22 protein-coding genes and 1 rRNA gene are annotated in these 25,276 nt (G+C 55.9%); 14 read left to right on the top strand and 9 right to left on the bottom strand.

Going from position 1 to position 25,276, the window contains the following annotated elements; genetic code table 11:
* The first annotated feature begins 163 nt into the window (after nucleotides 1-163).
* Both rrf and tcdA read left to right on the top strand, forming a co-directional pair.
* Nucleotides 164-278 (top strand): 5S ribosomal RNA (gene rrf, locus AB5Y84_RS10785).
* Nucleotides 279-472: 194 nt separating this feature from the next.
* A complete protein-coding gene (gene tcdA / locus AB5Y84_RS10790) occupies nucleotides 473-1,309 on the top strand; it encodes a tRNA cyclic N6-threonylcarbamoyladenosine(37) synthase TcdA (protein ID WP_368176913.1) in 837 nt (278 codons plus the stop codon).
* Between the two features lie 21 nt (nucleotides 1,310-1,330).
* On the opposite strand, the gene AB5Y84_RS10795 is transcribed toward tcdA, so the two are convergent.
* Together AB5Y84_RS10795 and AB5Y84_RS10800 are read right to left on the bottom strand one after the other, a co-directional pair.
* Complete coding sequence (locus AB5Y84_RS10795) at nucleotides 1,331-1,765, bottom strand: SufE family protein (RefSeq protein WP_167565158.1); 435 nt, start codon at nucleotides 1,763-1,765, stop codon at nucleotides 1,331-1,333.
* A 13-nt stretch (nucleotides 1,766-1,778) separates the two neighbouring features.
* A complete protein-coding gene (locus tag AB5Y84_RS10800) occupies nucleotides 1,779-2,999 on the bottom strand; it encodes a SufS family cysteine desulfurase (RefSeq protein ID WP_368176914.1) in 1,221 nt (406 codons plus the stop codon).
* A 181-nt stretch (nucleotides 3,000-3,180) separates the two neighbouring features.
* On the opposite strand from AB5Y84_RS10800, the gene rep reads away from it, so the two are divergent.
* Nucleotides 3,181-5,193 carry a DNA helicase Rep gene (rep, locus tag AB5Y84_RS10805; protein WP_201976650.1) on the top strand — a complete coding sequence of 671 codons (2,013 nt, stop codon included), beginning with the start codon at nucleotides 3,181-3,183 and terminating at the stop codon, nucleotides 5,191-5,193.
* Nucleotides 5,194-5,195: 2 nt separating this feature from the next.
* Here rep and AB5Y84_RS10810 read toward each other — a convergent pair whose 3' ends face one another.
* The 5 genes from AB5Y84_RS10810 to AB5Y84_RS10830 form a co-directional block, all read right to left on the bottom strand.
* Nucleotides 5,196-7,472, bottom strand: a complete 2,277-nt coding sequence (locus AB5Y84_RS10810; protein ID WP_005355671.1) for a bifunctional diguanylate cyclase/phosphodiesterase — start codon at nucleotides 7,470-7,472, stop codon at nucleotides 5,196-5,198.
* Nucleotides 7,473-7,556: 84 nt separating this feature from the next.
* Nucleotides 7,557-8,012 (bottom strand): cytochrome c5 family protein, encoded by a 456-nt coding sequence (locus AB5Y84_RS10815; RefSeq protein ID WP_041234042.1) that lies wholly within the window; start codon nucleotides 8,010-8,012, stop codon nucleotides 7,557-7,559.
* 197 nt (nucleotides 8,013-8,209) lie between these two features.
* Nucleotides 8,210-9,238 carry an L-threonine 3-dehydrogenase gene (gene tdh, locus AB5Y84_RS10820; RefSeq protein ID WP_005340852.1) on the bottom strand — a complete coding sequence of 343 codons (1,029 nt, stop codon included), beginning with the start codon at nucleotides 9,236-9,238 and terminating at the stop codon, nucleotides 8,210-8,212.
* A 55-nt stretch (nucleotides 9,239-9,293) separates the two neighbouring features.
* Nucleotides 9,294-10,484, bottom strand: coding sequence for a glycine C-acetyltransferase (locus AB5Y84_RS10825; RefSeq protein ID WP_368176915.1), 1,191 nt, complete (start codon nucleotides 10,482-10,484; stop codon nucleotides 9,294-9,296).
* 115 nt (nucleotides 10,485-10,599) lie between these two features.
* Nucleotides 10,600-11,244, bottom strand: coding sequence for a TetR/AcrR family transcriptional regulator (locus AB5Y84_RS10830; RefSeq protein WP_368176916.1), 645 nt, complete (start codon nucleotides 11,242-11,244; stop codon nucleotides 10,600-10,602).
* A gap of 158 nt (nucleotides 11,245-11,402) precedes the next feature.
* On the opposite strand from AB5Y84_RS10830, the gene rfaD reads away from it, so the two are divergent.
* From rfaD to AB5Y84_RS10855, 5 genes are all read left to right on the top strand, one after another.
* On the top strand, nucleotides 11,403-12,359 hold the full coding sequence (gene rfaD / locus AB5Y84_RS10835; RefSeq protein WP_005340846.1) for an ADP-glyceromanno-heptose 6-epimerase: 957 nt from the start codon (nucleotides 11,403-11,405) through the stop codon (nucleotides 12,357-12,359).
* 118 nt (nucleotides 12,360-12,477) lie between these two features.
* Nucleotides 12,478-14,238, top strand: coding sequence for a polysaccharide deacetylase family protein (locus tag AB5Y84_RS10840; protein WP_368176917.1), 1,761 nt, complete (start codon nucleotides 12,478-12,480; stop codon nucleotides 14,236-14,238).
* A gap of 3 nt (nucleotides 14,239-14,241) precedes the next feature.
* Nucleotides 14,242-15,456, top strand: coding sequence for an O-antigen ligase family protein (locus AB5Y84_RS10845; protein WP_368176918.1), 1,215 nt, complete (start codon nucleotides 14,242-14,244; stop codon nucleotides 15,454-15,456).
* A gap of 26 nt (nucleotides 15,457-15,482) precedes the next feature.
* Nucleotides 15,483-16,127: a glycosyltransferase family 25 protein gene (locus tag AB5Y84_RS10850; RefSeq protein WP_201906034.1), complete on the top strand. Its 645-nt coding sequence runs from the start codon at nucleotides 15,483-15,485 to the stop codon at nucleotides 16,125-16,127.
* Nucleotides 16,084-17,184: a glycosyltransferase family 9 protein gene (locus AB5Y84_RS10855; protein ID WP_368176919.1), complete on the top strand. Its 1,101-nt coding sequence runs from the start codon at nucleotides 16,084-16,086 to the stop codon at nucleotides 17,182-17,184. Before AB5Y84_RS10850 ends, AB5Y84_RS10855 begins: the two co-directional genes overlap by 44 nt.
* Nucleotides 17,185-17,224: 40 nt before the next feature.
* Here AB5Y84_RS10855 and AB5Y84_RS10860 read toward each other — a convergent pair whose 3' ends face one another.
* A complete protein-coding gene (locus AB5Y84_RS10860) occupies nucleotides 17,225-18,286 on the bottom strand; it encodes a glycosyltransferase (RefSeq protein ID WP_368176920.1) in 1,062 nt (353 codons plus the stop codon).
* Between the two features lie 236 nt (nucleotides 18,287-18,522).
* Between AB5Y84_RS10860 and AB5Y84_RS10865 the strand changes: the two genes are divergently transcribed.
* On the top strand, nucleotides 18,523-19,722 hold the full coding sequence (locus AB5Y84_RS10865) for a 3-deoxy-D-manno-octulosonic acid transferase (protein ID WP_368176929.1): 1,200 nt from the start codon (nucleotides 18,523-18,525) through the stop codon (nucleotides 19,720-19,722).
* A 43-nt stretch (nucleotides 19,723-19,765) separates the two neighbouring features.
* Here the strand turns inward: AB5Y84_RS10865 and AB5Y84_RS10870 are convergent, their stop codons facing one another.
* Nucleotides 19,766-20,305: a hypothetical protein gene (locus AB5Y84_RS10870; protein WP_335820193.1), complete on the bottom strand. Its 540-nt coding sequence runs from the start codon at nucleotides 20,303-20,305 to the stop codon at nucleotides 19,766-19,768.
* Between the two features lie 298 nt (nucleotides 20,306-20,603).
* Between AB5Y84_RS10870 and AB5Y84_RS10875 the strand changes: the two genes are divergently transcribed.
* The 5 genes from AB5Y84_RS10875 to AB5Y84_RS10895 all read left to right on the top strand — a co-directional run bounded on the left by AB5Y84_RS10875 (nucleotide 20,604) and on the right by AB5Y84_RS10895 (nucleotide 25,112).
* The gene (locus AB5Y84_RS10875; protein WP_368176921.1) at nucleotides 20,604-21,320 is read left to right on the top strand and encodes a substrate-binding periplasmic protein; all 717 of its coding nucleotides are present in this window, start codon (nucleotides 20,604-20,606) and stop codon (nucleotides 21,318-21,320) included.
* A gap of 60 nt (nucleotides 21,321-21,380) precedes the next feature.
* Complete coding sequence (locus AB5Y84_RS10880) at nucleotides 21,381-22,202, top strand: AraC family transcriptional regulator (protein WP_058056423.1); 822 nt, start codon at nucleotides 21,381-21,383, stop codon at nucleotides 22,200-22,202.
* Nucleotides 22,203-22,242: 40 nt separating this feature from the next.
* Nucleotides 22,243-22,878 (top strand): LysE family translocator, encoded by a 636-nt coding sequence (locus AB5Y84_RS10885; protein ID WP_368176922.1) that lies wholly within the window; start codon nucleotides 22,243-22,245, stop codon nucleotides 22,876-22,878.
* A gap of 57 nt (nucleotides 22,879-22,935) precedes the next feature.
* The gene (locus AB5Y84_RS10890) at nucleotides 22,936-24,066 is read left to right on the top strand and encodes a PotD/PotF family extracellular solute-binding protein (protein ID WP_368176923.1); all 1,131 of its coding nucleotides are present in this window, start codon (nucleotides 22,936-22,938) and stop codon (nucleotides 24,064-24,066) included.
* Between the two features lie 389 nt (nucleotides 24,067-24,455).
* Entirely contained in the window at nucleotides 24,456-25,112 is a 657-nt protein-coding gene (locus tag AB5Y84_RS10895) for a DUF3313 domain-containing protein (RefSeq protein ID WP_005355636.1), read from the top strand.
* Nucleotides 25,113-25,276: the final 164 nt, after the last annotated feature.

A 25,276-nucleotide genomic window follows, 5' to 3' on the forward strand; every position in this document is an offset into this window, starting at 1 on the left:
TGAGCTAACCCATACTAATTACCCGTGAGGCTTAACCATACAACACCCAAGAAGTGTTCTAAGGCTTGTAACAGATACCAAGCGAACTACTCAAAATTCAGTGATAGTGACAAGCCAGGCGCAACATCACTACTCACGTCAGCTTTTCAGATTGAAGAATTTGCCTGGCGGCCATAGCGCCGTGGAACCACCTGATCCCATGCCGAACTCAGAAGTGAAACGCGGTAGCGCCGATGGTAGTGTGGCATTCGCCATGCGAGAGTAGGACACTGCCAGGCACACAATCCAAGAAACCCCGCTCAATGAGCGGGGTTTTTTATTGCCTGTAATTCAGCAAATAGTCTGATAATTGACCGTTCATTCTCTCTTCTCCGCCGTTTTCTCTGTTTTCCCTCCCCGATTTTCTCCGGTTATGCCATCGCCGCTGGCTCTGGTTGCCGTTATAATGGCCGCCCTCAAGCAAGGTGGTGGTATGAAAGCAGAATATCTACAGCGATTCGGGGGCATTGCCCGTCTTTATGGTCAGAACGCCTTGCGTTCCTTTAGCCAGGCCAAGGTCTGTGTGGTGGGGATCGGCGGCGTTGGCTCCTGGGCGGCGGAGGCGCTGGCCCGTGCCGGTATCAACCAGATCACCCTGATCGACATGGACGATATCTGCATCACCAACACCAATCGCCAGATCCACGCCATGAAGGGGACGGTTGGTCGCCTCAAGACCGAGGTGATGGCCGAGCGCATTCGCTCCATCAATCCGGATTGCGAAGTGATCGAGGTAGACGATTTCGTCACCGCCGGTAACCTGGCCGAGCATATCAAGCGGGAGTTTGACTATGTAGTGGATGCCATCGACTCGGTCAAGGCCAAGGTGGCGCTGATTGCCTTCTGCAAGCGCAACAAGATCCCGGTGATTGTGGCGGGTGGTGCCGGAGGGCAGATGGATCCGACCCAGATCACTGTGGCCGATCTGGCCAAGACCATTCAGGATCCGCTGGCCGCCAAGGTGCGCTCCGACCTGCGCCGGTTGCACAACTTCAGCAAGAATCCGGCGCGCAAATTCGGGGTGGAGTGTGTCTTCTCAACCGAGCAGTTGAGTTATCCGGATGGCAATGGCGGTACCTGTCAGGCCAAGGCGGCCAGCGATGGCACTATGAAGATGGATTGCGCCTCCGGTTTTGGCGCCGTGACGCCGGTGACGGCAACCTTTGGGCTGGTTGCCGCGTCCCGGGTATTGAAGAAGATTGCCGAGCGGGGGACACGCGCCGAGAAAGAGGTCGGGAATGAAGAAGTAGGGGCGATTGGCGAAGCCTAATCGACCACTGAACAAGGCGGGTTAGACCGCTTGTTCCCGGATCGCCAGCACGATCGCTCTGAGCCCGTTACCTCGTGACGGGCTCAAGTGTTTCTCAAGCCCAAGTTCGCTGAAATACCCTTCCATATCAAAAGCCTGGATCGCCGCAGACGATTGATGGTTAAGCGCCGCCAGCACGATGACGATAAGGCCCCGCACGATCCGGGCATCGGAATCACAAGCAAAGTGCCAGCAGCCATCCTCGCTTTGCTCTCCCTTCAGCCAGGCCTGGCTTTCACACCCCTTGAGGCGGAACTCCTCCTGCTGCCATTCGGCGGGTAGCGCTGGCAGCTGCTTGCCGAGCTGGATGATGAGCCGGTACTGGTTCTCCCAGCCGTGGGCGGCGGCAAACTGCTGGCGGATGGCGTCGGCGTTGGGCTCAAGGCCAATCTGGGTATAGCTTGCGAGGTCACTCATTCGTTTGTCTGCCTTAGAAGAAGTCACTGAGTTTGTGCAGGGCGGCCAGCAGGGCGTCGACATCGTCCCGATTGTTGTAGCAGGCCAGCGAGGCGCGCATGGTGCCGCCGATCCCGAGTGATTCCATCAACGGCATAGCGCAGTGATGGCCGACTCGCAGGGCGATCCCCTGCATGTCGAGCAGGGTAGCAGCATCTTGCGGGTGGATGTCGTCGAGCAAGAAAGAGACAGCACCGGCGCGTTGGCCAGGTTCGCCGACCAGACGCAGCCCCGGCACCTGTTGCAGGCCAGCGACCAGATAGTCGGTCAGCGCTTGCTCATGCTGGGCAAGCGATTGCCGATCTTGCCCCATCACAAAGTCGATGGCGGCGGCGAGGCCGATAGCGCCAGCGATATGGGGGGTGCCCGCCTCGAATTTGAAGGGCAGGGTATTGAAGGTGGTGCCGCTGAAACTGACCCGATCGATCATCTCGCCACCGGCTTGCCAGGGCGGCATCCGCTCCAACAGCTCGGTGCGGCCCCACAACACACCGATGCCGGTCGGGCCATAGAGCTTGTGGCCGGAGAAGGCGTAGAAGTCGCAGCCGATGGCTTGCACATCCACCTCGAGATGAGCCACCGCCTGGGCGCCGTCGATCAGCGTCACGGCGCCAACCGCTTTGGCGGCAGCCACCATCCGGGTGACCGGATTGACAGTGCCAAGGGCATTGGAGACGTGGGCCACACTTACCAGCCGGGTGCGTGGCCCCAGCATGGTGTGATAGGCGGCCAGATCGAGATCGCCCCGCTCATCGAGGGGGATAACCCGGATCACCGCGCCGGTACGCTGGGCAACCAGCTGCCACGGGACGATATTGGCGTGGTGCTCCAGCGTACTGAGGATGATTTCATCCCCCGCCTTGAGCTCGCTCATCCCCCAGCTCTGGGCAACCAGATTGATCGCTTCCGTGGTGCCGCGGGTCCAGATCACCTCTTGGCAGCGAGGCGCATTGATAAAGCGGGCGACCGTCTCGCGGGCTGTTTCGAAGGCCCGGGTCGCGCGGCCACTCAGGGCGTGGGCGGCACGGTGCACGTTGGCGTTGTCGACCCCATAGTAGTGAGCGATGGCATCCAGTACAGCGTGCGGCTTCTGGGTGGTGGCGGCATTGTCCAGATAGACCAGAGGGTGGCCGTTTACCTCCTGCGCCAAGGCCGGAAACTGGCTGCGCAGTTGGTCATGCTGTTGCTGATTCATGCTCCCCTCATCATCTGGAAAAAGTCATCATCTCGAAAGGTCGGCCATGATCCTGAAAATAGCGCTCAAACACAAGGCGCGATAAGCCCGATGGGCGGTTGCTTGCTGTGCAGCAGGTGCGGCTCGTCGGGTGATTTCTGGTACAATGCCGCCCCTCATCATAAGCCAAGAGATCCGGCCCATGAAGCTCAACCCCAATCAGAACGAAGCGGTCAAGTATGTTTCCGGCCCTTGCCTGGTGCTGGCGGGTGCCGGATCGGGCAAGACCCGTGTCATCACCAACAAGATTGCCTATCTGGTGCAGCAGTGCGGCTATAACGCGCGCAACATCGCTGCGGTCACCTTTACCAACAAGGCGGCGCGGGAGATGAAGGAGCGGGTCGGCCAGACCCTGGGACGTAAGGAGGCGCGGGGGCTGATGGTCTCCACCTTCCATACACTGGGTCTCGATATCATTCGTCGGGAGCACAAGAGCCTGAATCTCAAGGCTAACTTCTCCCTATTTGATGACACCGACCAGCTGGCGCTGCTGAAAGAATTGACTGAAGACGAGCTCGACAACGACAAGGACAAGCTCTCGGCCCTTATCAGCCAAATCTCCAACTGGAAGAACGATCTTATCCTGCCCGCCCGCGCCATGCGTATTGCTCGCGGGCCGGACGAGGTGTTGATGGCCCAGCTCTATGAGCGTTATCACCGCCAGATGGTGGCCTATAACGCGCTGGATTTTGACGACCTCATCGTGATGCCGACCCTGCTGCTCAAGAGCAATCAGGAGGTGCGCGAGCGCTGGCAGAACAAGATCCGCTATCTGCTGGTCGACGAATACCAGGACACCAATACCAGCCAGTACGAGCTGGTGAAGCAGATTGTCGGCGAGCGGGCCCGTTTTACCGTGGTGGGGGACGATGACCAGTCCATCTACTCCTGGCGCGGTGCCAAGCCGCAGAACCTGGTGCTGCTGAGCGAAGATTTCCCCAGCCTCAAGCTGATCAAGCTGGAGCAGAACTACCGCTCCAAGCGGCGGATCCTCAAGTGCGCCAACATCCTGATCGCCAACAACCCCCACGTCTATGACAAGGCGCTCTTCTCCGAATTGGATGAGGGGGTGAAGCTCAAGGTGCTGTTCGCCAAGAACGAGGAGCACGAAGCGGAGCGGATCGCTGCCGAGATGATGGGCCACAAGTTTATGAACCGCACCCGGTTCAAGGATTACGCCATCCTCTATCGGGGCAACCATCAGTCGCGCATCTTCGAGAAGGCGCTGATGACCAACCGGATTCCTTACCGTATCTCCGGCGGCACCTCGTTTTTCTCCCGCACCGAGATCAAGGACATCATGGCCTACCTCAAGCTGCTGGTGAATCCGGATGAGGACACCGCCTTCCTGCGGGTGGTCAACCTGCCGCGCCGCGAGATTGGCCCCACTACCCTCGAAAAGCTTGGCCAATACGCCAACCAGCGCGGCAAGAGCCTGTTTGCCGCCAGCTTCGAGCTGGGGTTGGAGCAGCACCTTTCCGGCCGCGGCCTCGTGGCCCTGCAGGCCTTCACCAACTGGTTGGTACGCCTTGGCGATCAAGCGCTGCGTGGCAATCCGGTGGAGGCGGTGCGGGACATGATCAAGGAGATCCACTACGAAGAGTGGCTCTACGAGACCTCCCCCAGCCCGAAAGCGGCCGAGATGCGGATGCAGAACGTTTCTACTCTCTATCGCTGGATCACCGAGATGCTGGAAGGAGATGAGTTGGAAGAGTCGATGACGCTGGCTCAGGTGGTCACTCGCCTCACCCTGCGTGACATGATGGAGCGCAACGAGGGGGAGGACGACGCCGATCAGGTGCAGTTGATGACGTTGCATGCCTCCAAGGGGTTGGAGTTCCCCTATGTCTATATGGTGGGGATGGAGGAGGGCTTGCTGCCCCACCAGACCAGCATCGACGAGGACAATGTGGAGGAGGAGCGGCGTCTCGCCTACGTGGGGATCACCCGGGCTCAGACCGAACTGACCTTCACCCTCTGCAAGGAGCGGCGTCAGTTTGGCGAGTCGGTACGTCCGGAGCCAAGCCGCTTCCTGTTGGAGCTGCCGCAGGATGATCTTGAATGGGAAAACCAGAAGAAGGTGACTGCCGAGGAGCGCCAGCAGAAGGGGCAGGTCGGTGTTGCCAACCTGCGGGCGTTGTTCAAGAAGGATTAACCCTAAGGATTGGCCGGGGTCAGTAGCGGTACTATGTCTGCTCCCGGCATGGGCGGTGAGATATAGCGTCCTTGCCCCATCCGGCAGCCGATATCAATCAGCTTCTGCAATTGCTGCTGGTTCTCGATCCCCTCGACTACCAGGGTGTAATCGAGATCCTGACAGATATCCCGCATGGCGCGGATCAGCGCCAAATCTTTGGGCGATTGCAGCATCCGCTGGGTAAAGCTGTCATCCACCTTGATGTAATCCACCGGGAAGTGGAACAGGGCGTTGAGGGAGGAGAAACCGGTGCCGAAATCATCGAGGCTGATCTGGATACCCTTGGCCCTCAGGTCATGCAGGGATGCCAGCGCATCGGAATCTTGCCGCGACAGCTCCCGCTCGTTGAATTCAAAAATCAGATAGCCGGGGGCGACCCCTTCCTCTTCGATAATTCCCATCAGCCGCATGATGTGGTCATGGTTGACCAGATGCTTGCCCGACAGATTGATGGCGACCTTGAACTTGCCCTGCCCGGAGATTGGCAGCCAGTTCTTCAGCTGTTGGCAGGTGTGGCGCAGGATCTGGTAATCCAGCTCCAGAATCAGGCCGCACTGCTCTGCCAGCGGAATAAAGTCGAACGCATCCTTCAGAATCCCCTCCTCGGTCAGCCAGCGCGCCATCACCTCCAGTCCGGTCAGGCGGCTATCCTGCAGCCGAATCACCGGTTGGAAATAGGGGACGATACGCCCCTCCCGCAGGGCTCTGGCCAGCATCTCTTCCGGCGAATTCCAGTTCTGGTTGATGCAATCATCCGAGTAGCTGACGATGCGACTGCGGCCATTGCGTTTGGCCTGATACATAGCCAGATCGGCCTGATGGAGCAGCTGGCTGATATCTGAGGTTTGCTCGGAGACGCTCGATACCCCCAGGCTGACGGTAATGCTCAACTCGTTGCCGAGTAGCCGGAACGGGTAGGAGAGACGGCTGATAATGCGGTTGAGCACCGGGCTGATGTCATCGTCGCTCTTGCTGCTGTCCAGATAGATGACGAACTCATCGCCCCCCAGTCTGGCCACCAGATCGTTTTGTCGGATGCAGGTCTGCAGGCGGCGGCTGACTTCTTTGAGCAGCTGATCGCCAGCACTGTGGCCCAGGGTGTCATTGATCTGCTTGAAGTGATCCACATCGATAAAAATCACCGCAAATCCCGGCGATTTGTAGCGGTTGTAGTGGGTCATGGCGTGGTTGAGGTGGTTCATCAACAGCGCACGGTTGGGCAGCTGAGTCAGCGGGTCGTGAAGCGCATCGAATTGCAGCCGCCGTTCCAGCTCCTGATGCTGCTTGAGCTGCTTTTGCAGCCTGAGGTTGGTCTGACGCAGCTGTTGCAGCCGTTGGTTGATGGAGTCTTCGGTATTGATGTCGTTGAGCTGCTGGCGGATCCGTCTCAGCTCCAGCAGCAGGGTGAGCTGGCCACGCAGGAAGTCGAGAAACAGCTTGTCGTCGGTCTCCAGCGGTTGAGCCGTGCTGATGATGAAGTGGGCGAAGTACTGTTGTTGCAGCCGCAGCGGCATGCTGTGCCAGTAGCGTGACTCCCTGCTCACCTCGATATTGCTGGTGCTGTGGCACAAGCCGCTGATGAACTCGTCTCCCTGATGGGGATGGGCGGGGTAGATCTTTTCCAGCTTCTGACTGGTTAGCCTGACCAGCAGCATGTCCTCGATGGTGAGCATCTGGCGCAGTACCGCTTCCAGCTGGGAGAAGAGCGCCTGAGCCGGCAGGGTATTGGCGAGCCGCATGATGCGGCTGATGCTCTCGATTTTCTTTTTCCAGTTCGGGTCTTTGCGGATTAGCGGCGAAGGGAGCTCGGTGAGATGGGAGCCCGCCTGGGTTTCGGTCAGCCGTTTGGCCAGACACTCCAGCAGCAGGCGCAGGGTCGGCAGGTCGGCTGGGGTTCCACGCGCCAGCAACCACTGTATCTGGCCATGCTCGATGGGGAAGACGCACCACCCTTCGGCCTCATCCAGCTGGGTGAGTTGATCGGTGATGCGGGACTGCTCACGGCCCAGCTGTTGCTTGAAGATGTCGCTGACCTTGTAGGCGTAAAGCCAGTTCAGACCGGTATCGGAGAGGCCCAGCATGCCGAAATGTTGCAGCGGGCAGAGTTGGTCAATCTGCTGGATCAGGGCATCGTAATCGTCAGACGTGGCGGTTTGTGGCGCCGGGAAGTCCATAATGGCAGAGACCAACGCCAACAGAGGAGTTGAGTAGTGGGGTTCGATGGATTGGGCCGACATGTGCAACTCCCGATATGTCTACCTTACAAGAGTAGTCGGAAGCCGATAGATTGAAAGGGCCGCAATTGCGGCCCTTTCAAATACTTACAGCTTGTCGATCATGTAGTGGATGGCGTTTTCAATCTCTTCATCACTACAGTTCGCACAGGTGCCGCGCGGAGGCATCATGCCGGACTTGCCGGTAAAGCCTTCAATGGCATGTTTCTTGAGAGTATCAATGCCCTGGGCGATGCGAGGATCCCAGGCTGCCTTGTCACCCCGTTTGGGGGCACCGGCGGCGCCAGTGTCGTGACAGGCAAAGCAGGCGCCCTTGTATACCGTTTCGCCATCGCGGGGACCGGAAGAGGCGGCCGCCGTCGGTGCAGCACTCGCGCCGGCAATACCTTCCAAATCCTTGGCGGTATAGACCTGACCGATTGGTTTGATCCGCTCGGCAATGGCTTCCGGTGACATCTCATCGGCAGCAAGCACTGCCCCAGACAAGCTGGCGGCCGTCATCCCGACAGCCAGCAAATAGCTCAGTTTTTTCAACACGCTCATATACTCCCAGCAGTCTTTTATTATCCATGTAAACGACGGGATTATAACCGAATAGTTACAGCCATTTAAACGCTTGTGTGTGAAGTGTTAAACACTCTGCGTACAAAGTTTTGGCCGATATCACGGCAATTTGGGTGGTGGAGATAAAAAGAAACCCGGCATTCGCCGGGTTTCGAGTAACCAAGGGGTGAAAAGGGTTATTTATCCCAGCTCAGGATCACCTTGCCGGAGTGGCCGGAACGCATCGCATCGAACCCCTGCTGGAATTCGTCGATGTGGAATCTGTGGGTGATGATGGGGGAGAGATCCAGCCCGGACTGGATCAGGCTGGCCATTTTGTACCAGGTCTCGAACATCTCGCGGCCATAGATCCCTTTGATAAACAGCCCCTTGAAGATCACCTTGTTCCAGTCGATGGCCATGGTGGAGGGGGGGATGCCGAGCATGGCGATCTTGCCGCCGTGGTTCATCTTGTCGAGCATCTCCTGGAAGGCGCTCGGGACGCCGGACATCTCCAGCCCCACGTCAAACCCTTCGGTCATGCCCAGCTCGCTCATTACGTCGGCCAGCTTCTCCTTGGCCACGTTGACCGCGCGGGTGGCGCCCATCTTGCGGGCCAGCTCCAGCCGGTATTCGTTGACGTCGGTGATCACCACGTGGCGCGCACCCACATGGCGGCAGACGGCGGCGGCCATGATGCCGATGGGGCCTGCCCCGGTGATGAGCACATCTTCACCCACCAGATCGAAGGAGAGGGCGGTGTGCACCGCATTGCCGAACGGGTCGAAGATGGCGGCCAGCTCGTCCGGGATGTTGTCCGGCAGCTTGAAGGCGTTGAATGCGGGGATCACCAGATACTCGGCAAAGGCGCCCGGGCGGTTGACGCCAACACCAATGGTGTTGCGGCAGAGGTGAGTGCGGCCAGCGCGGCAGTTACGGCAGTGACCGCAGGTGATATGCCCTTCACCGGAGACCCGATCGCCGATGGCGAAGCCGCGCACCTCCTGACCGATGGCGACCACTTCGCCGACATATTCATGGCCGACCACCATGGGTACCGGAATGGTCTTCTGGGACCACTCGTCCCAGTTGTAGATGTGGATATCGGTGCCGCAGATGGCGGTTTTGCGGATCTTGATCAGCAGGTCGTTGTGGCCGAGCTCGGGGGCCGGTACATCCGTCATCCAGATGCCGACCTCTTTGTGCAGTTTGGAGAGTGCTTTCATGGCTGTTCCTTCAATATGAATGCAGAAAAAAGGGGCTGCAGCCCCTTGATTCAAATCAGATAACGCCGAGTTCACGGCCGATGCGGATAAAGGCATCGATCGCCTTGTCCAGCTGCTCGCGGGTATGGGCGGCAGACATCTGGGTGCGAATGCGGGCCTGACCCTTGGGCACGACCGGGAAGGAGAAGCCCACCACATAGATGCCAGCTGCCAGCATGCGGCTCGCCATTTCGGAGGCGAGTTTGGCATCCCCCAGCATCACCGGAATGATGGCGTGGTCGGCGCCTGTCAGAGTGAAGCCGGCGGCGCTCATCCGCTCGCGGAAGTAACGGCTGTTCTCTTTTAGACGTGCGCGCAGGTCGTGACCTTCCGCCAGCATGTCGATCACCTTGATGGTGGCGGCAACGATGGAGGGGGCCAGCGAGTTGGAGAAGAGGTACGGGCGGGAGCGCTGACGCAGCCAGTCGATCACCTCTTTCTTGCCGGAGGTATAGCCGCCGGATGCGCCGCCAAGCGCCTTGCCCAGAGTGCCTGTGATGATGTCGACCCGATCCATCACGCCGCAATATTCATGGGTGCCGCGACCGTTTTCGCCGATAAAGCCGACGGCGTGGGAGTCATCCACCATCACCAGCGCATCGTATTTGTCGGCCAGATCGCAGATGGATTTGAGGTCGGCGATGACGCCATCCATGGAGAAGACACCGTCGGTGGCGATCAGCTTGAAGCGGGCGCCATCGGCGTCAGCCTGCTTGAGCTGGGCTTCCAGCTCGGCCATGTCGTTGTTGGCGTAGCGATAGCGCTTGGCCTTGCACAGCCGCACGCCGTCGATGATGGAGGCGTGGTTGAGGGCATCGGAGATGATGGCATCTTCGGCACCGAAGAGGGTCTCGAACAGGCCGCCATTGGCGTCGAAGCAGGAGGAGTAGAGGATGGTGTCTTCAGTGCCGAGGAAGGCAGACATCTTCTGCTCCAGCGCTTTGTGCTGATCCTGGGTGCCGCAGATGAAGCGTACCGAGGCCATGCCGAAGCCGTGGCTGTCGAGTCCCTGATGGGCGGCGGCGATCAGATCCGGGTGGTTGGCCAATCCCAGATAGTTGTTGGCACAGAAGTTCAGTACCTGCTCACCGCCGACGGCGATGCTGGCCTGTTGGGCGGAGGTGATGATGCGCTCCTGCTTGTACAACCCTTCAGCTTGCACCTGGTTCAGTTGCTCGGTCAGGTGACGATAGAATCCGTTAGACATCCTCGATCCTTATTGGCTATTTCAGCTGCGTATCAACAGAGGGCGACATTTTACTGCAATCTGTTGCGGTAAATTCAAATGATTGTGCTGATATTCAACAAATGTGAAACAGATCTCACCCAGTTGGTTGGGCCAGCTGACGGTAGTGTTGCTCCAGCTGCTGGATCTGTCCGGCCACCTGGGGTTGCACATAAGGGCGCAGCAGGAACAGCACCTTCAACACGCCCTGATAGAGCAGCGGTTTGGTGATGCGGGTGTTGGGGGCCTGGGCAATCTGGAACGGGATCCAGCAGGTCACCACCATCTTGATGGTCTGGCCCAGATCCGGCAGGTCTTCATCGCTGACATCGATGATGCCCCCTTCGCGCAGGCTTCTGAGCAGCGCGACCACGGAGGAGCGCATCTGCTCCTGGGCCTTGAGGTACTTCTGTTGCAGCGGTTCGTCACGGCTCAGGATGTCCGGCAGGTTGGCGTAGAAGAAGCGGAACTGCCACATCAGATAGAAGATGGCATCCAGATAGCCCATCAGATCCTGCAGGGTGATCTCACGGTTGCGGGTCGGGACGAAGCTCTCGCTCAGGTGGCGGGCATACTGGTCGAAGATGGAATGGATGATGTCTTCTTTATTGCGGAAGTGGTAGTAGAGGTTGCCCGGGCTGATGCCCATGTGCGCCGCAATATGGTTGGTGGTGATGTTACGTTCACCCTGATCGTTGAACAGCTCGGTCGCGCTGTGAATGATCCTGTCTCTGGTTTTCATCACTCATTCCTCCAACAGGTTCCGCTCGGGGCAGTTTTGAACAAGGTCGAATCCCCGGACGGCCCGTGATAAACTTTTCGGCAATTTCAAATTGGCTCACTATACACAGCTTTAACAAGCAGTCACATGTAGCCATCAACGTACGAGAGGCAAACTCCATGATCGTAGTAACTGGCGGTGCTGGCTTTATCGGCAGCAATCTGGTCAAGCAGCTGAACGCTCAAGGACGGACCGATATCGTGGTCATTGATGACCTGACCGACGGCACCAAGTTCGTCAACCTGGTCGATCTGACCATCGCTGACTACATGGACAAAGACGAGTTTCAGGCTCGGATCGTCTCCGGTGACGAGTTTGAAGAGTGGGACAACGGCATCGAGGTGATCTTCCACGAAGGTGCCTGCTCTGCCACCACCGAATGGAACGGCAAGTTCATCATGGAGGTCAACTACGAGTACTCCAAGGATCTGTTCCACTACTGCATCGAGCGTGAAATCCCGTTTATTTACGCCTCTTCTGCCGCGACCTACGGTGGCCGCAATGACAACTTCATCGAAGATCCCAAGTTCGAACAGCCGCTCAACGTCTACGGCTACTCCAAGCAGCTGTTTGACCAGTACGTGCGCCGCTGGATGCCGGAGATCAACTCTCAGGTTGTCGGCCTCAAGTACTTCAACGTCTACGGCCCGCGCGAGCAGCACAAAGGCTCCATGGCTTCCGTTGCCTTCCACCTCAATACCCAGGTGAAGAAGGGCGAGAATCCCAAGCTGTTCGAAGGTTGCGATGGCTTCCCGAACGGTGGCCAGATGCGTGACTTCATCTATATCGATGACGTCTGCAAGGTAAACCTCTGGTTCTGGCAGAACCCGCAACACTCCGGCATCTTCAACTGCGGTACCGGCCGTGCCGAGCCGTTCCAGAACGTGGCCGAAGCGGTGATCAAGCATCATCAGAAGGGAGCCATTGAGTACATTCCCTTCCCGGATCACCTCAAGGGCCGCTACCAGAGCTTCACCCAGGCTGATATGACCAAGCTGCGCAGCGTGGGTTATGACGCCGAGTTCAAAACCGTTGCCGAAGGGGTAGCGGATTACATGGCCTGGCTCAACCGCTAACAGGTGAGCACAACGCGGCAGTTTGAGCGCAAAACCGGAAGTGGGCACTCGCCTGCTTCCGGTTTCTGGTCTCTGTGGCTGCTTGCCGTTCCTCTCTTATCTACCGGGTAACCGCGCGATGAATATATTGATGGCACTCTCCCAGCTCGAGGTAACGGGAGCTGAGGTCTATGCCACCACGGTCGGTAACGAACTGACCCAGCGTGGTCACAACGTCTTTTATGTATCAGATACTCTGACCAAGCCGACGCTTGGCCCAGTCTTCAAGCTGAGATTCAACAAGCGCAGCATTCTGCGCCGCTTCTGGCACGTCTTCTACCTTATCTATCTCATCAAAAAGCACCATATCCAGTTGGTGCATGCTCACTCCCGCGCCTCCGGCTGGAGCAGTTATGTGGCCTGCAAGCTGACTGGCACCCCGATGATCACCACGGTTCATGGTCGCCAGCCGGTGCACGCTTCGCGCAAGGCATTCCATGCTCTCGGCTATCGGGCAGTTGCCGTTTGTGAGGATATTGCCCATCAGATTGTCGACAATCTGGGGGTCGATCCCGCGATCGTGCAGGTGCTGCGCAACGGTATTGAAACCGACAAATTCCAGCCTGTGCCTGCGCCGGACAACCCAAAGCCGGTGATTGCCATCATTGGCCGTTTGAGCGGCCCCAAAGGGGAGCTCTGTTACCGTCTGCTCGATGAAGTGCTCGATCTGGATGCCTGCAAGGTACGGATTGTCAGCGGTACCAAGGTGCCGGAGCGCTTTGCCCGTTTCGAAGGACGCGCCGAGTTTGTTGGCTATGTCGATGATGTGCCCGCTCTGCTGGCTGGCAGCGATTTGGTGATAGGTGCCGGTCGGGTGGCGATGGAAGCACTGCTCTGTGGTCGACCCGCCTTTGCCATTGGTGAAGCCAGGGCCATTGGTCTGGTGACCGAACAGAATCTGGATGATGCTCTGGCGAGTAATTTTGGCGATATCGGCCCCAAGGATCTGGCTATCGATTTTGCTGCCCTGAAGGGAGAAATCGAGACCGCCCTGGCCAGCAAGACGGTGCCGGAAGCCATTCGGCAACGCATTCAAGATGAGTATGGCTTGCAGGGGGTAGTATCCGGCCTCGAAACCATCTATCAGGATGCCGTAGTCGAAACACTGCGCCGCGAGATGCCGGTCATCATGTACCACCGTTTTATCGAGCAGGATAGCGAGAAAGGGGTGCACGGTACCTGGATGCCGATCACCATGTTCGAGAAGCATCTGCGCCTGATGAAGTGGCTCGGCTACGAAACCCTGACGTTCCGCGATCTGGCGGACAAAGGCTTTATCCACCGTCTGCAATACGGCAAGAAGTACCTGATGATCACTGCCGATGACGGCTATCAGGACAATCTGACCCGCATGCTGCCACTGCTGGAAAAATATGGTTACAAAGCTGTGGTGTACGTGGTCACCGGCGAAGGTTATAACCGTTGGGATGTGGATCATCCGACCAATCCGGATACCAAGGTCTCATTGATGAGTGGTGAGCAGGTCAAGGCGCTGGCCGCTAGCGGTCATGTGGAGATTGGGGGTCATACCCTGACTCACCCCCGCTTGAGCAAGCTCACACCCGAACAACAAGCCCATGAAATTCAGGAGAATAAACGCCAACTGGAGGCCCTGCTTGGCCATCCGCTGCTCTCGTTTGCCTACCCTTACGGAGATATGAACGAGAGTGCCAAGGAGCAGGCTATCGCCGCCGGGTATCGTTTTGCTGTCGCTACCAATAGTGGCCCCAAAGCGATGCACCAGGACCCTTTCCAGATCCGCCGGATTGCTATCTTCCCCCGAACCGATGTGTTCGGATTGTGGCGCAAAATTCGTGGGAATTATGTCTTCAGGAAGTGATTTATGCTGCCAGTTATTCAGGTCTTTTTTGATCGCCTGACCACAGTGCTTTTTTCTGCCACGTTGGCATTTACATTTTGTGGGCTTTTTTTGCTACCAGATGGTAAGACTATTCTTGCCAATATGTTGGTTATCTCGATTTTGGTTGGTATCGTTAATCTTATCATCGGGAAGAGTAGGGATGTTGGGCTACATGATCGTCGCATTTTATGGCTTTTTCTTGGGTATGCCGCGTTTATTTTTATTAACCGTCTCATTCATGGTGATCAATATGGTGTGATGCGTAGTTTGGTCTATGTCGTCTTATTTGGCCTCTTGGTACCGAGGAGAGAAATCGTTCTAAAAGTTAGTCGATACGCCATCATTGCGGGTGGAGTAGGAATGGGTTTGATCAGCCTGTGGCAACAGTCTCATGGCATCTATAGGGTTGAGGGATTTACCAATGCGATACTGTTTTCACAGGCAAGTTTGGTGATAGCGCTGTTGGCTTGGGGGCTATACAAAGAGACATCTATTGCCAGATGGGAGAAGGTGGGGGCTTTGTTATCTGTCTTGATGGCACTTTACAGTCTTTATGCTTCTCAGAGCCGCGGTGTTTGGCTAGCATTTATGACGATTGTTGGTTTGATTGTGCTTGTTAAGGCGATGAAAAAACCGCTCAAATATATTTTGTTTTTGCTTCTAATACTGGGCAGTGGTGCATTTTTTTACAACCAGAGTTCCGTGTTGCAAGAGCGTGTTCAGGCCAGTATTTCCGATATAAGCAATGCAGAGAAGGGGGTTTATGGAACCTCTTGGGGGCTACGTCTGGTTGCATGGCAGGGGGCATGGCAAGGCTTTCTAACCTCCCCTGTAATTGGAGTAGGGACGGACGGATTTGATATCACGAAGCAATCTCTGGTGGAGTCAGGAGTTAGCACCCCCTTATTGCTTGATTCTCAATTGACCCATTCCCATAACCAATACATGCAAAGCCTCATCATTCGTGGTGCTGTAGGGGGAGTAGTACTTTTGTTGTTTCTTGGTCTACCGATATGGTGGGCATGGAAAGAGTGGGGGGGATTATCGTCAGGTGTATTTTTGCCATTATGCTTTGTTATCAGCGGGATGAGTGATGTTCCGTTTGAGCATCAGAGTGTGCTGTATTTATATGTATTGAGTATGATGTTTTGTTTTTATAAAAATGACCTTTTAGATAAAAACTATATTGAAAAATAGATGATTTATTATGGTAGGGGGTAACGATGCTGCCGATATTTGTTGTTAGTATGAAGAAAAGTGTTGACAGACAAAAATCTATATCTGATCAAATGGCATTTATGGGGCTAGAATTTTCTTTTTTTGATGCGGTAAATGGGCATGATATACCTGACCACTTGGTTACTTATGTCGATAACGCTCAGGCAGAGCGTGAGTGGGGTAAAAGACTTACGCCTGGGGAGATCGGATGTGCTTTAAGCCATATCGAAATATATAAGAAAATGGTAAAGGAAAATATTCAGAGGTGCCTCATAGTTGAAGATGATGCTAAATTGCATATTCATTTTAGGAAAATTATTGAAGAAATAATACGGATTGACAATTCTGATCTTGTTTTTTTGCATCATGGGAAAGCAAAACATTGGCCATTATATAGGAAACTGTCAGAAGGGTATCGATTGGTTAGATATCGCCGACCAAGTAAAAAATCTAGAAGAGCTATTTACTCGACAGCTGCATATATGATTACCTTGAAAGGTGCAGAAGCTTTGATTAAACATGGTTTGCCTGTCAGAATGCCTGCTGACTTCCTTAGTGGGAGACCTCAGTTACACCATCTTCGTTCCAGTGGGGTTGAACCGTGTTGTGTTGATTCTGGCTGGTTTGATACCACTATTTATGGCAGATAACCAATTGGTAGACTATATGAAAAGGCAAGTTAAAACACTTATTCGCTATTTGCAAAAAAAGCGGGATGATGTCAGAAGAAAGATAGGAATGCTTTTTTTTGACAAAAAAATAACTAGTCGAAGAGTTAAAAAAATTCTTGTTATGCGACTAGATGCTAAATGGGGTGACTCTATTGTTTCATCCTTTTTCTTTCGGGAGGCCGTAAAATCTAATTTTGATGTAACTGTGCTGACGGTTCCATCCCTCGTATCTTTATATCAGGATGAATTTTTAGCATCTAAAGTTTTCTCTTTGCCAAAGAGGCCTGGTTATATTTCATTATATAAACTTGCCAAAAGCATTGGTGATGTAGATGCAGTTATTCATTTGGTCGATAGAATGAGTATGAAGGATATGTTTTTTATCCGCCTGCTTAGGCCTGGAATGGTTTTTTCTTTGGACGATGACCTTGAGTTAGTTAATGGCAAGATGGGTAATGTGACAAAAAATATATCTTATGCTAATAAATATGCTTTTGTACTGAATGAGATTGGGGTTAATGACGTTGATTTATCGTATGTGATTCCAAAAACTACAGATGATAGCATTGTGCCGTATGATGTATTATTTAATCCATTTGGGAGTACAAAAAATAAATCATTAACTGTTGAGCATGCCAATAAAACACTATCTAATTTGGCCGAAAAATTTAAAAATAAAAGGTTTGGCATCCTGAGTTCACCTGGCACTCGTAATGTTGCATTATTAATGAAGCCTCAAGGCATGGATAATGTCAGTGTGGTTGAGAATATAACTACAATTTATGATGCGATATCACATATCCGATGCTGTAAAACGCTCATATCTGTTGATACGGCATTGGTTCACATTGGAGATGGCCTTAATAAAAATATAATAGCCATCTTTCCAAGGAATAATACAGAATTCAACCCATGGCTCCCAGCCGACAAACCCAACATTAGCATATTGTTCAGTGATGCAAATGGAAGTGAGGTTGACTTAAACAACTTTAATATTAATGAACTACTTCGTGGTTGTGAAAAATTACTATCTTGAGTTAGTACGCGGTCTTGGAAGACCGCATTTAATTATGGGTTCATAGTGTCTTGAATTTATTTATAGTGTTTTCTTGAGAAAATTTTTGATAGTGCTTTGATTCTATAGTGAACCTAAATTTGTCCAGTGTTATTATATTTTTTGCTATCTGATTGTTTTTATCTAGTGGTGATAAAAAATATGCCAAGTCATCAATAAGTATCTCAGCTGGTCCAGATGGACAATCCACACTGATAACCGGTGTGTGGCAGATAAGTGCTTCAATAAGTACTGTTGGCAATCCTTCAGCATCTGATGTCAGGATGAGTGCTTGGGCAGCTTTGATATAGGGGTAGGGATTCTTCTGAAAGTCGATGATCTTCACCTTGTTGGCAAGGTTCATCTTCTCGATCATGGCTTCAATATGAGGGCGTCGCGCCCCTTTGCCCATCAGGACGAGTGGCGTAGCAACGCCGCTTAGCTTATATGCCTGCAAGAGACGATCGTGGCGTTTCCGCTCTTCAAAGGTGCCGACATGGATAAAATACTTGTCGAATGGCTTGCTGAAAGGTTCATTAGCCAACGCCTGAATTTTCTCGATATCAAACGGATTGTAGATAACCTGACACGATTTGGGTGTGGCTTTTACATTTTGTAAAATGTCGTCCGCGATGCCACGAGATACGCAGATCAGTTTCTTGCCATTATAGAAGCGCTTGAATTTTTCATATCCTTTGGCATTGTCTTTGGCAAAACCGGTGACATTGCCGTGGATCCAGTAATAGATATTCAGTGTATCGGGCAGGTGTCTGGTAATTTTATCACATGAGCATGAGATAATTACGTCAGGTGAAATCTCTTTGATTCTTTTCAGGATCAGCGATGCTTGTATTTTTTCAACCGCGATATTGGATATGGCTTTGGTCAGTTTTGTGACAATGCCAAGATCGATAGGATGAATATTGTCGGGCAACGTATGATCGATTTTTTCCCGCAAGGTAAACAAGGTAACATCGGCACCGGCATCTTTTAGCAATGATGCGGTATTGAGCAAAACCTTTTCCGCACCACCACCATACAAGTCTTCAACAATGAATAAAAACTTTTTAACTGGTGGGGTCATAACTGCTCCGCGGGTCTCATAACTGACTGGTAAATCTACTAAAAATGTGAATCGTAAACGAGCAAAATCAGGTGGCAACTGTTAAAGTCGTTAGCAATTTTTTCAATAGGTGTGGATCAATGATTGGTCTTAGTGGGCGCTACCATAACGCATTATTCGCGGCCTGTATATTTGCCGGGCTGCTGCTCTCCTGGCTGTTTTCCGATCACCAACTCCTCACCGGCGATCAGACCCAGATGCTCGACAAGGGTTACCTTGGAGCCTATGAGGGGGTCTGGCTCAGCTATGGCAATGCGGCGAGTGCGGTGGGCAATGTGCCGGGGAGCTTGTCGGCCTGGCTGATCGGCGGGCCGCTGCTGCTGTGGGATTCTCCCTATGCCCCCATGGTGTTGCTGCTGGCGATGCGGTTGGTCGGATTCCTGCTGTTTGATGCGGTGATCCGTCAGGTGTTTGATGACAGGGTGCGCCTGCTGTTTCTGGTGCTCTGCTGGCTTAACCCCTGGTTCCAGTACGAGAGTCTGCTCTACAACCCCTCCTATCTGTTCCTTTTCTCGGCCATGCACTGCTGGTCGGCCTGGCATATGCGCGAGCGGGCCTCCTTCTGGCACATGATCGTCCACCTGCTGGCCATCGGCATGGCGATGCAGCTGCACTACTCCTGGCCGCTGCTGGCGGTAATGTCCACCTATCTGTTCTGGCGCCGCATTCTCAAGGTGAGCTGGAGCGGGGTGGTGGTGGCTACCCTGCTGATCGGTGCCTCCCTGATCCCCTACGCTATGGAAGTGATGAGCAACAGCCATATCACTCAAAACGTCGATCCCGAGGCGCGCCAGCGCTATATCGGCTGGGGGCTGGTGCACGTCTATCCGGTGTTGAAATCAGTGCTCTACTGGCTGCGTTACGGCTCTTGGCTGTTTGCCAGCAAGCTGGTCAACGATACCCAGTTCATCTGGTTGGCGGGGCACGAATACCTGCAGATGGCGGCAGTCTGGCTGTGGCGGGTGGTGATTTACGGGGTAGGCTCGGCGACTTTGCTGCTGGCGGCAAAGGCCAACTGGCAGCTGTGGCGTGAACTCAAGCCGCGTCTGCTGCGCAGTGATCGGGCTGAGGTGGATGGTGAAAGCTGGCTCGGCCTCTATGCACTGGCGGCAGTGCTGGCGGTGCTGGTGAGTGCGGCGCTCTCGCCCATCATCTTCAACTACTGGCACCTGATGCTGATCTTCCCCTACGCCCTGTTCCCGATCCTGCTGTTACTGGTGCGCTGGAGCCGCCGTTATCCGCAGTGGGTTGGCAAGGGGCTGCTGGCAGCCACCCTGTTCTGCACTGCGGTGAACCTGATCGCGGCGTGCGACAGCACCAAGTTCTCCTATCAGGCGGATTACAAAACCCAGGTGCTGGAGTATCTGCAAGAGATGAAGCTGCAACCCAAGCAGTGAGTCATCCACGGCCAGCTCCCCGATCTCGGTGGGCTGGCTGTCACTATTCGAAACGGTCCATATGGGCGAAGTTTTTGGCTTCGGCAACCCAACCCTCACGCCCCTGCTTGTCCCGAATTTTTACCCACCACTGGTTCTGCGGTGACCGGCCGTATCTGATCTCTTTGCGCGCATAGTCATAATCGAGAATGTAGGTTTTGCCCTTGTACCAGAACAGGCTATTGCCTTCGCCCAGTCCGCCGAGGATATAAAGCCTTTCCCCTGCCTTCATATTCAACAGCGGCCCTTTTCCCTCCTCGTTGTAGCCCAGCTTGACCGATCTGAGTATTTCGACGATCCCCGGTTGTTCGGTAATGACAACCCCGGTCAGTCCTTCCACCTGCTGGCCGCGGGGTATCCGGAACAGCGCTTTGGCCGTCAGGGATGGTTTGGCTCTGACGATCACCTCTTGCTTGGTGGTCCATGTCTTATAGGTGCAACCTTCAAACGGGCAGCGACCCCAGTCGTAATAGGGCAGGCGCGGCTTTTCATCAGAACTTACGGTCGCAGCAAACAACGACAACAACAGCAAAAACAGTCTCATGAATCTACCTGTCCGGCGGGGCGCTCACCCGCCGGTTTGATGAATGGGGCCGCACTATATCTCAAGAGACCAAAATCCATCAAAGCAGCGGAATTATTGATTTTCACTTCAATAAAACGGGGCCCATTGGTCATGGGAGTCGGGGGCACAAGAGGTCGAAGCGCGGCGGGAGCGGATAGCCCGCCCCTTTGCCTTGTGCCATGCTGATGGCTATCAGGGCATCGGGTCGGCACCTATGGGCATCTCTCGTTCGGGCACGCGTTTGGTATTACTGCTATCGGCACTTCTTCTCCCTCTTATGACCATCAGCCAGGCTGTGGCGATCACCGCGCCGCTGCGGGGATGTGTCTTCCAGCTGGCGCCGCTGGTCACCATCGATCAGCAGGGCGAGGTCTCCGGGCCGGTGATCGACTACTTTCGCCGTCATATCGAACCCGCGATCGGGCGCACCATCGAGTGGCAGGGGCTCAATGTGGCGCGGCTGCTCAGCAACCTCGAGAGCGGCGAGTGCGATCTGACCCCGTTGCTGAGTTACAGTCCCGAGCGTGCTCGTCACTTTCGCTATATCGACCCCCACCTGTTGCTGCGGCGGCCGGTGCTGGTGGTACTGGTGCCATCGCGACTTCACTCGGTCGAACGGCAGGAGGATCTCTACGGCACCACCATCGGCTGGTCGAGTCAGGCGATCGTGCCGCCGCTGTTGCAGCATCCGCAGATCCATATCGACACCCTCTCCCAGCTCAGCTGGGAGCATGGCAACATGCAGAAGTTGCTGCGCGGGCGGATTGATGCGGCGCTCTTCTCCAACGATATCTCCGCCAACCATTTTCGAGCCAAACTTCCTGCGGCGACCCGCCTCATCTACCTGCCGGTCACCCCGCTGCAGGTGCATATCGTGTTGAACAAGTCGTTGGGGGACGGCAATCCCGAGCTGGTGCAACATATGCGTCAGATGGTGGAGCGGGTGCCGCTCGCCTCGCTGGTGGAGCCAACCCCGCGGCTGTGGGGGCGTTGAGAGGGGGTTGCGTGCAATAATCTACAAGTCCAATGCCCGCTTCTGGTGTATCTATAACCCATGAATACCACCGATTCCCTCATCCGCTACTGGCAATCCCCGCACCTGCCGGGGGTCGAGCTGTCACACTCCCACCACAGGGCGTTCAGCTACGGCCGCCATGTCCATCTCGACTACCATATCGGGCTGGTGCAGCGGGGTGGCCAGAAGTTTATCCACAAGGGAAACAGCCACCATCTGGTGCGCGGGGTGCTCTCTACCGTCAACCCGGACGAGGTGCACGACGGCCTCAGCCTGTTGCCGGAAGGGTATGAGGTGCGGGTTTTTGCCATCGATCCCCAGCAGCTGGCGCTCTGGCTGCCGGAGCAGCCTGAACCCTTCTTCGACAAGGGATTGCAGAGCCGCCCCGACCTCTATCAGGGCTTTGCCCAGCTGCACAGCTATCTCGACAACCCCAAGGCCGATGGCCTGCTGATCGAGAGCCAGCTGCTTGCCCTGCTGGGGGAGCTGCTGCATCTGGCCCCCGAGGTACACCAACTGGCCGATCCCCAGTTGCGATTCCTGCGCGACTACTTGATGGCCGCCCTCGACGAGCCCCACTCGCTGGAAGAGCTGGCGGGGCTGCTCGGGCTCGACCGCTTCGCCTTCCTGCGCCAGTTCAAGAAGCGCAGCGGCATGACCCCCTATGCCTGGCTGAAACGGCTGCGGCTGGAGCAGGGCAAACGGCTGCTGGCGAGCGGGATGGCGGTGAGCGAGGTGGCGCTGGCGGTCGGCTTCTTCGATCAGAGTCACTTCCACCACGGTTTTCGCCAGGCATTCGGTCTGACGCCCGCCGAATTTCGTGCCCAGATGCAATCTTTTACAAGCCGCGCCCCCCGCTGATCCGCCATGCTGGCTCTCCGTCGTTAAAGCGAGAGTTGTTATGCTGACCAGTCTGTTCGTTACCCTCGGCCTGATGCACCTGATTGCACTGGCCAGCCCCGGCCCCGATTTCGCCCTGATCTTGCGCACCAGCCTGCACCGGCCAACCGCCCTTGGCGCGGCGCTGGGCATCTCGCTGGCGATCATGGTGCACGCCACCCTGAGCCTGACCGGGATCAGCATGCTGATCGCCAGTCACCCGCTGCTGTTTATGGTGATCAAGTGCTGCGGCGCCCTCTATCTGGGCTGGTTGGGGTGGGGCGCCCTGATGGCGGCTCGCCAGCAGAGCAGCACCGTGATGGCCAGTGCCGCCAACGAGCTGCGTGGCTGGGGCAGGGGCGTGCGCACTGGCCTTGCGACCAATCTGCTTAACCCCAAGGCGCTGGTGTTCTTTATCGGTCTGCTGGCCGCCATGGTGACGCCAGAGGTGGACGGGATGACCCGCAGCCTGCTGGTGGGCGAGCTCTTCATCATCTCCCTCTGCTGGTTCGGGCTGCTGGCGTGGAGCCTCTCCACCGATCGTGCCCAGCGCCTGCTGCTGCGGATGCAGCGGCCACTCAATCTGGTGACCGGCGTGCTGTTTGCGGTGGTCAGCCTCTCCATTCTGGTGAGCATGGGGGCCGAGCTGGTGGCCTGACGAGTCGGCGCATGGGCCTATACTCCAACAAGGTTTACCTGTCAGGAGTACCCGGCCATGCGTCTACTTCCTCTTTGCTGGTTGTTGGGGATGACCCCGGCGCTGGCGGCGCCGGTTCAGCTCAAATTGCTGGAGTGGGGCTATCTGCCTGCGGGTTATGAACAACAGTTTGCCGACTACGCCAAAGCCCATGGGGTGGAGGCGACGGTCAGCCGGATCGAGCCGCTGCTGACCGATTTCGACAGCGTCTACCGCGCCCTGCGCACCCGCAGCGCCGATGTGGTGCTGCCGACCAGCTACTTCTACAAGGCCCATCACCAGCCGCTGTTCAAGCTGCTGCTCCCCATCGATTTCAGTCGCCTGCAGCACTACGCCGAGGTGAAACCCGCCCTCAAGAACACCGAGTATGACAAGCAGGGGGAGCGCAACTACTCGGTGCCCTTCTCCTACGCCATGTTCAGCCTCGCCTATGACAGCAAGCAGGTGCCGCAAGCGCCCACCAGTTGGCAGGTGCTCGCCAACAGCTCGCCGCCGGGCCAGTTTGCCGAGTTCTGCGACCAGTTCGAGCCGCTGCTCTTTTCGGTGCTGCTTTCGCTGGGCAAGTCGCCCGCCCTGTTTGCCAGCGGCGAGATGCTGGCCGACAAGACCTTGCAGCAAGAGGTGGAGCAGCAGCTCTCGCAGCGGCTGCGAGCCAGTCGCGGCTTCTGGTTCAATCAGGCCAACCGCTGTGAGGATCTGCGCCAGCAGACCTTTGCCACCACCTGGGGGCTGGAGCTGGTGGAGTGCAACAAGCAGAACGATCAGCAGTGGCGGATCGCCATGGTGCAGGAGGGGGCCATCTATGCCCTCGATGCGATCTCCATCGCCCGCCATGTCGGGGATGATCCTGCACGGCTCAAGGCCGCCTACCTGCTGGTGGATTTTCTGCTGAGCGCGCCGCTGCAACGCCAGATGCTGGTGGGCACGCCCACCATCTCGGCCAGCAATATTGTCTCCCGGCCGGCCCTCAGCCCGCAGGAGCAGGCGGTGCTGCCGGATCGCCCGCTGCCGGAGTTTGACGAGCGGCTGCTGGTGCCCGCGCTGCCCGCCCATATCAAGAATCGCTACAAACGGATGGTGCAGCAGGCGATCGTCGCCAGCGGCAAAGAGGGGCTGGTCAAGCAGTGTCCCTGGGATCTCGATAACTGATGAATGAGCCTGCCGCTTCTCCGGTGGCAGGCAAGTTTGCGCAAGATGGTTGATGATCGGTCATCGCGCGTTCCAGGGCATTCCCCGTTCAACTCACGCCGCTCGCTGGCCCCCATCGTTTGAAAAAACTGAGCGCTTTTCGCAGCCCCATTTTGCCGGATTAAACAACCGAACCCTCGCCAGATTGCCGTTCATACCCTGGCTGACCCTGTACAAAAGTGCCGCAATTGTGACAACTTGGATGTGAGCTGAACAATCCTGATCTGTCCCTTGTGGGAAGGTGATGAATAGGTTATTTCTCTGTGACATTGGCGGCATCCGGCACGGGTTCTCCAGCCATGTGGTGCGAAATCCACAGCAAAAACAAACAGTAAAATGCAGGAGCAAATATGAAAAAGGTCGTGATGGTTGCCGTGGCTGCGGCCCTTCTGGGTGGCTGCGCCGTCAAGAATCAGGTATCCCACAGCTTGCAGGCGATCCCGCTGACAGCCTTCCAGCAGAGCGAGAGCAACCCCAATCAGCGCGTCTACAAGGAGCCGGGTGTTGACCTGCGCCAATACAATGAGGTGCTGCTCGATCCGCTGCAGTTTATTCGTCAGGAGAACGGTCAGTGGTATCTGCTGACCGCCAATGAACAGAACCAGATTGGCCGCTACTACCACGACAAGTTCCAGAGCGAGCTGATCAAGCAGGGCGTAAAGATCGCCACCGCCCCCGGCCCGAAAGTGATGCGGATCCAGGCCGCCGTCACCAACTTCGACCTGACCCGCCCCGACCCCAAGCTGCGTGACCTGCTGCCGGCCAAGATCGCCATCAACGTCACCCGCGAAGTGATCGGCAAGGAGCCTTATCTGCTCAAGGTGGGCAGCATGGCCCAGCTGCTCGACTCCCGGAGCGGCAAGCTGCTGGTGCGGGTGATGGATGCCCGCGAGACTCCGGATACCACCCACAAGGATTCGCCCATCACCGCCGGGGAGATGGAGAAGATGATCGACCAGTGGGCGGCCAGCCGCGCCAAACAGCTGGCGGACAATCTGGGGAAATAAGAGCGGGAAATAAGAGCGGAGAATCAGCCTCAGAAAACGGGTGCAGACAGATCGAGAGAGGGAGCCAGTGGCTCCCTCTTTTTGTCTCTATTTTTGCCCGCGCAACTGCCGGTCGCATGGCTGCGCAGCCCTTGCAGGATGGGAATTGACCCGCAGCCGAGTCC

The sequence above is a fragment of the Aeromonas sp. s11 genome, assembly GCF_040907945.1.
In the GTDB taxonomy this organism is placed as follows: domain Bacteria; phylum Pseudomonadota; class Gammaproteobacteria; order Enterobacterales; family Aeromonadaceae; genus Aeromonas; species Aeromonas veronii.

Coding starts and splice junctions, on each gene's coding strand:
- rfaD (WP_005340846.1), top strand. CDS start 11,403: ATGATCGTAGTAACTGGCGGTGCTGGCTTTATCGGCAGCAATCTGGTC.
- AB5Y84_RS10825 (WP_368176915.1), bottom strand. CDS start 10,484: ATGTCTAACGGATTCTATCGTCACCTGACCGAGCAACTGAACCAGGTG.
- AB5Y84_RS10860 (WP_368176920.1), bottom strand. CDS start 18,286: ATGACCCCACCAGTTAAAAAGTTTTTATTCATTGTTGAAGACTTGTAT.
- AB5Y84_RS10850 (WP_201906034.1), top strand. CDS start 15,483: ATGCTGCCGATATTTGTTGTTAGTATGAAGAAAAGTGTTGACAGACAA.
- AB5Y84_RS10845 (WP_368176918.1), top strand. CDS start 14,242: ATGCTGCCAGTTATTCAGGTCTTTTTTGATCGCCTGACCACAGTGCTT.
- AB5Y84_RS10840 (WP_368176917.1), top strand. CDS start 12,478: ATGAATATATTGATGGCACTCTCCCAGCTCGAGGTAACGGGAGCTGAG.
- AB5Y84_RS10815 (WP_041234042.1), bottom strand. CDS start 8,012: ATGAGCGTGTTGAAAAAACTGAGCTATTTGCTGGCTGTCGGGATGACG.
- AB5Y84_RS10800 (WP_368176914.1), bottom strand. CDS start 2,999: ATGAATCAGCAACAGCATGACCAACTGCGCAGCCAGTTTCCGGCCTTG.
- AB5Y84_RS10795 (WP_167565158.1), bottom strand. CDS start 1,765: ATGAGTGACCTCGCAAGCTATACCCAGATTGGCCTTGAGCCCAACGCC.
- tcdA (WP_368176913.1), top strand. CDS start 473: ATGAAAGCAGAATATCTACAGCGATTCGGGGGCATTGCCCGTCTTTAT.
- AB5Y84_RS10830 (WP_368176916.1), bottom strand. CDS start 11,244: ATGAAAACCAGAGACAGGATCATTCACAGCGCGACCGAGCTGTTCAAC.
- tdh (WP_005340852.1), bottom strand. CDS start 9,238: ATGAAAGCACTCTCCAAACTGCACAAAGAGGTCGGCATCTGGATGACG.
- AB5Y84_RS10880 (WP_058056423.1), top strand. CDS start 21,381: ATGAATACCACCGATTCCCTCATCCGCTACTGGCAATCCCCGCACCTG.
- AB5Y84_RS10875 (WP_368176921.1), top strand. CDS start 20,604: ATGACCATCAGCCAGGCTGTGGCGATCACCGCGCCGCTGCGGGGATGT.
- AB5Y84_RS10870 (WP_335820193.1), bottom strand. CDS start 20,305: ATGAGACTGTTTTTGCTGTTGTTGTCGTTGTTTGCTGCGACCGTAAGT.
- rep (WP_201976650.1), top strand. CDS start 3,181: ATGAAGCTCAACCCCAATCAGAACGAAGCGGTCAAGTATGTTTCCGGC.
- AB5Y84_RS10890 (WP_368176923.1), top strand. CDS start 22,936: ATGCGTCTACTTCCTCTTTGCTGGTTGTTGGGGATGACCCCGGCGCTG.
- AB5Y84_RS10810 (WP_005355671.1), bottom strand. CDS start 7,472: ATGTCGGCCCAATCCATCGAACCCCACTACTCAACTCCTCTGTTGGCG.
- AB5Y84_RS10895 (WP_005355636.1), top strand. CDS start 24,456: ATGAAAAAGGTCGTGATGGTTGCCGTGGCTGCGGCCCTTCTGGGTGGC.
- AB5Y84_RS10885 (WP_368176922.1), top strand. CDS start 22,243: ATGCTGACCAGTCTGTTCGTTACCCTCGGCCTGATGCACCTGATTGCA.
- AB5Y84_RS10865 (WP_368176929.1), top strand. CDS start 18,523: ATGCTCGACAAGGGTTACCTTGGAGCCTATGAGGGGGTCTGGCTCAGC.